The sequence below is a fragment of the Burkholderia sp. E168m23 genome (assembly GCF_016586125.1).
Classification (GTDB): domain Bacteria; phylum Pseudomonadota; class Gammaproteobacteria; order Burkholderiales; family Burkholderiaceae; genus Burkholderia; species Burkholderia orbicola.
The window spans coordinates 1-5,855 of sequence record NZ_BCPP01000427.1; the positions used below are offsets into that span (position 1 = coordinate 1).

3 protein-coding genes are annotated in these 5,855 nt (G+C 62.0%); all 3 read left to right on the forward strand.

Going from position 1 to position 5,855, the window contains the following annotated elements:
• The coding region (locus tag JMF90_RS21035) for a type VI secretion system Vgr family protein (protein WP_201325392.1) at positions 1-930 on the forward strand (930 nt) is incomplete at its 5' end.
• A 28-nt stretch (positions 931-958) separates the two neighbouring features.
• Complete coding sequence (locus JMF90_RS21040; protein WP_011547149.1) at positions 959-1,381, forward strand: DcrB-related protein; 423 nt, start codon at positions 959-961, stop codon at positions 1,379-1,381.
• 7 nt (positions 1,382-1,388) lie between these two features.
• Positions 1,389-5,855, forward strand: a 4,467-nt coding sequence (locus tag JMF90_RS21045) for a DUF6531 domain-containing protein (RefSeq protein WP_201325393.1), incomplete at its 3' end; no start/stop codon positions are given.

Consider the following 5,855-nt stretch of genomic DNA (forward strand, 5'->3'; position numbering starts at 1 on the left):
ACGGCGGGCGCCGTGACCGTCGCGAATCATCCCGTCCTCGAAAACAACCAGGAGTACGTGATCCTGCACGTGCGTCACGAGGCCGTGAACGACTATACGCAGCACAGCGCGAAGCTGCCGTACCGGAACAGCTTCTCGCTGTTGCCGAAGAAGATTCCGTACCGTGCGCCGCGCGCGACGCCGAAGCCGGTGATTCACGGCACGCAGTCGGCGATCGTCGTCGGGCCGAAGGGCGAGGAAATTCATACGAACGGCAGCGCGGTGAAAGTGCATTTCCCGTGGGATCGGCGCGGCAAGAAGGACGGCTCCGATTCGATGTGGGTGCGCGTGTCGCAGCCGTGGGCGGGCGACGGCTGGGGCGCGGCCGCGATTCCGCGGATCAAGCAGGAAGTACTGGTGGCGTTCAATCAGGGCGATCCGGATAACCCCGTGATCGTCGGCCGCGTGTTCAACGGCGAGCAGGGCAACCCGTATCACGGCGCGGCCGGCCAGACGATGGGGATCAAGAGCCAGACGCACAAGGGGCAGGGGTCGAACGAGTTGCTGATGAGCGACGTCAATGGTGCGCAGATGCTCTACATGCATGCGCAGAAGGACATGCATACCGTGGTCGAGGACGCTCAGTGGACTCAGGTTCTCAAAGGCGACCGGACCGTCGAGGTGGGCAAGGGCAACCATACGACGGCCATCGCGGTTGGCAACCTGTCGGACGTTGTCGTGCAGGGCAATACGCTGCATCAGACTCCGCAGGGTGTGCACACGCTGGAAGCCAAGGAACTCTGGATCAAGATCGGCGGCGACGGCGGCACGCGGATCCACATGACAGCCGACTCGATCGACATCTACAAGGGCGAGTCGGTGATCCATCTGGATGACGGCAATATCAATATCCAGGCTGCTCGAACCGACATCAACCCGAAGAACGGCTAATACCAATAACCAATAAGGATAACAAAGCATGTACCAGATGCAGGAAGGCACGTTGGCGCTGCCCGTGGAATGGCAGGACAAAACGATGAACGTGTTCGTGTCGGCGGCGACTGGCACGGAGGGCGTGAGTTTCGTGATCACGCGCGAGCGGCTGCCGTGGGGCATGAAGTTCGCCGAATATGTGACGAGCGAAATCCGGAAAGTGGCGAAGCAGGTTCCCGATTACGCCGAGGTGGCGAATGAAGACGCCACGGTATCCGGGCGCGCTGCACACGTGCACGAGTTCACCTGGACGAACAACCAGGCGCTCATTCATCAGCGGTTGACGATGGTGGAATACGGGCAGGTTGTCCTGATGCTCACCTTCACCGCGCCCGGTACGCTGAGCGACACACAGCGCGAACAAATCCGGACCGTGATTCAGAGCCTTCAGTTGCGCGATCCGGTCTGAGGCCGCAATGTCGGACACGCCGAACTACAACGAGCCGAGCGGCAGCGCCCAGGAGCGTCTCGATCAGATCGCCGGGCTGGAGGACGGTGAAGCCGCGAAAGCGGCCGAGCAGCCGTTTTACGAGCACCTCAACTACGGGATGCTCGGCGCCGATGCGGGCCTGACCGCCGTCGAGGGGACGGCCGCCGGGCTGGGTGCCGCCGGTACGGCGCTCGCGGGTGGGGCGACCGGCGGGGCGGCACTGGGCGCGGGCGCGATTGCGGCGGGCACCGTCATGCTTCCGCTGGCGATTGCGGTCGGCGGTGCGTGGGCGCTCGACAAGGTTGGCGTGACCGGCTGGCTATCGAAGGAATTCACGCAGGTTGGCGACGCGCTCGGCCTCACGATCGGTCGCGGCGATCCGCACCCCGCCTGCATTGGCGATCGGATCGCGCACTCGTCGGGTTTTATGGGGATTCTCGCCGGCATTGCCGTGGGAGTCGCGATTGGCGTGGCAGTGGCGGCGACCGTGGCAACCGGTGGACTCGCCGGCGCGCTGATCGTCGGCGCGTGCATGGCGGGCGGCCTGACGCTGGGGAGTGCGCTCGCGTCGGCGAGCCAGAGCATGGGCAGCAACTGTGGCGAGATCGTCACCGGTTCGAGCAACGTGTACTTCGAAGGCAAGAAGGTGGCGCGTGTCACGGACCTGGTGAAATGCGATCACCATTCCGGCGTGCCGCAGGCACTCGTCGACGGCAGCAAGACCGTGTTCGTCAACGGTCTGCCGCTGGTGCGGATCGGCCACGAAACGCACTGTAGCGGCAAGGTCAATTCGGGGCGCAACAGCATCTGGATCGACAAGACGACTGGACACTACGGTCCGAAGAACCCGGAGTTGTCCGCGACTCAGGAATTCCTGGCGGGTTTGCTCGGCGGGATCGTAGGAGGCGGAGTCGGAAAATTTGCCGGCAAGGGGCTGCGGGGGTTGCGCGAAAAATTCAAGCCTGAGCCCACCCGATCCGCGGAACAGAAGGGCATCAAGGACGAGAACCGGCCGACGTGCAAGGACCCGGTTGATCCGGTGTCCGGCGAAATGCTCGAGATCCGTACGGATCTCGTCATTCCCGGCATCCTGCCTCTCGAGTTCAAGCGACGCTATCGGACTCGATCGGACGACCATGGATTGCTCGGTCACCGCTGGTCGGACAACTGGTCGCAACAACTGACGTTCGATGGCGGCCGCTTCGTGAGATTCCACGACGGCGCCGGCCTGGTGATCGGCTTTGACGCGCCGGATATGGCGCTCAACGGCATCAACCTGCGCGAGCCGCGCTATCGGCTGGTCGGAAGCCGGCTCGAACCGCGCATCTTCGATCGCGATACGCGGCAACTACGTATTTTCGCGCCGCTCGTCGATGGGCGTTCGTCTCGCCTCGAACGGATCGAGGACCTCGACGGTAACGCAATCGTTCTCTCGTACGATATTGCCGGCCGTTTGAGTGGTATGGCCCATAGCGACGGCTATCGGCTCGAGATTGTTTGTCACGGGCGCGACCGACGGCTGGAACGGATCGTTCTTCACGATGCGGACGGCGGTTCCCGGACACTCGTGGACTACGACTACCAGAACAGCATGCTTACCCACGTGGCGAGCTTCCAGTTTGGCCAGTTCTACTACGCGTATGACGAACACGGCTGGATGACCCAGTGGCGGGATACGGACCAGACCGACGTTCGATATCGGTACGACACCGCTGGTCGTGTCGTCGAGACCGGCACGCAGCAGGGTTATCACACAGGTCGGTTCATCTACGAGGCCGGTCGCACACGGGTGATCGATGTCGACGGAGAATGGACCTATGACTATAACGATGAAGGTCTCGTAACGGCCGAAACCGATCCGCTCGGCCATTGCACTCGCTCCGAATGGGAGCTTGGTCGCTTGATGGCCCGGATCGATCCGCTGGGTCGACGGACGGACTATCGATACGACGAGCGTGGTCAACTGACTTCGGTCGTCGAAAGCTCGGGGAGGATGGTCGAGTTCGACTATGACGACGAGCAGCGCCTTACCGGCACGCGTTTGCCGAACGGCGGCCGGATCAGGCTCGAGTATGACCATCTGTATCGATTGATTGCTCGCACCGAGCCGGACGGCAACAGAACTGCCTATCGCTACGGCCCCCGAGGCGAACTGCTGCGGGTGGTTCAGGGTGATCGCGAGACGCGCCTGGACTACGATGACCGGTTGCGGCTGACCGACATCGAGTTGCCGACAGGTGCGCGCTTCAGGCGCAGGATAGACGTACTGGGTCGGCTGCTGGAGGAGACGTCGCCCGATGGGCACGTGACGCGTTACGACTATGCTGACGGCCCGGCAAATCCGCGCGGTCTGCTGAGCGCGATCACGCGCCCCGATGGCTCGGTGTCGAGGGCGCGATATAACAGCGAGAGCCTGCCCGTCGAGTGGATCGATCCGCTCGGACGTACGATCCGGCGAACCTATGGCCCGTTCGATTTGCTTACGGCGTCGATCGACGCGGCCGGTCATGCAACGCGTTTCGAGTACGACCATGCCACCCGGCTGACGAAGGTCATCAATGCTCTGGGAGAGACTTACACGTACCGCTACGACGCGGCCGGGCGTCTCGCGGCCGAGATCGACTGGGGCGGCCGCGCGACTCGATATGAGCGCGATGCCGTCGGCCGCCTGCTGGCGAAGACACTGCCCGACGGTGGCCAGTGGCGCTATACGTACGATGCATCCGACCGGCTCGTCGAGATCGATGCCGGCGACGTGAAGCTTGCTTACCGCTACGATGCGAGCGGACGACTGGCGTCGGCGGAGGTCCAGGGCGAGCACGTTCACGTGACGCGCTTTGCCTACGACAGGAATGGCCGCTTGATCGGAGAAGATCAGCATGGCGAACTGTTGAGGCACGTCTACGACGCGGACGGCCAGCGGAGCCTTCGGCTGACGCCTCGGCGGGAGACGGCCTATGCCTATGATGCATTGGGTGCGCTCACGCAGGTCGCCGGGCTGACGATCCGGCGCGATGGCTTAGGGCGCGAGATCGGGCGGCAGGCGGGAGATTTTGTCGCGCAGCAACAGTACGATGCGCTCGGCCGTATACGCCGGCAGATTGCAGGGCCTGCCGTAGCCTTCGATGCGTTGCAAGCCGATCCGGCCCGGGCGCTCGAGCAATTGACGCGGCAGGTCTATCACTACGACGCAGCCGGACAACTGGAGCGAGTGGACACCGGCGCGGATACGCTCACCTACCAGCGCGATGAGCGCGGCCAGATCATCTCCGCAGAAAGTCTGCTGCAGCCAAGCGAGCACTTCCGCTATGACGCTGTGATGAACATTGCCGCGCACGGGCAACGGGCACCTGTGGATGCCCACCACTATCGCCGCGGAGGTCTGCCGGAACAGGTTGGCTACGCACGCTATCAATACGATGCACGTGGCCGCACGATCGAGAAGACGGTCGAACAGCCGGGGTTCAGGCCGAAAACGTGGCAATACACGTGGGATGGCCTCAATCGGCTCGTGAAGGTCGTTACGCCCGAGCGCGGTGTTTGGGCGTATCGCTATGACGCTTTCAATCGCCGGATCGAGAAGCAGCAAGTCGGCGGCCGTGAAACGGTGAGGTTCCTGTGGGACGGTCCGATGCTTGCCGAGCGCTGGATCGAGCAGCGGGATGGTACGACGGGCCAAGTCGTGACCTGGCATATCGAGCCGGGCAGTTTCTCGCCGCTCGCGCAGGAGACCGACAGCGGTATCTTTTCAATTCTGACGGACCAGGTCGGTTTGCCAAAGGCGGCGTTCGACGAACATGGCACGACTGTGTGGAAGGGGGCGTACTCGCTGTGGGGGAAACCGCTGCCGGCCAGACGAGCAGCGAACGATGCGCAGGGCGCGGCAATTTCAATCGATACGACGTTGCGTTTTCCCGGTCAATGGGCCGACGACGAGACGGGACTGTGCTACAACCTGAATCGATACTACGATCCAGATTCAGGGCAGTATCTTAGTTGCGATCCGATTGGCCTTGAAGGTGGATTTAGAACGCAAGGCTATGTGCACGCGCCAGACGCGTGGGTTGATCCGCTGGGATTGAGCGGCTGCGAGGACGTTAAAGAGTACGATGTTGTTCCATATCGACCAAGCAATTCGCCTTTAGAAAACCACCATGGAGTACTCGATGTATGGATGGCCAAGAATGTTCCAGATTACGGTGGGAAATATCCGATTAAATCGCCAACAATTGCTTTGTCCGCTGAGTCGCATGCTGCGACAAAGGCTGCGTACCGAGATTGGTTGACTATGAAAACCGGGCGCCCAGTTGGTGGAAAAGTTGATTGGGAAGCCGTAAGCAATCGAGAAATGCAGGCGCTGTCCGAGCAAATGTTTGATGCTGCAAAAGTTCCGCAGGCGAGCAGGGATGCGTACTACAGGGCGTTGAATCAGTATTTGTACACGGGTGAGTTT

Bases quoted from the DNA above. Each gene is read 5' to 3' on its own strand.
- JMF90_RS21040 (WP_011547149.1), top strand. From the start codon at position 959: ATGTACCAGATGCAGGAAGGCACGTTGGCGCTGCCCGTGGAATGGCAG.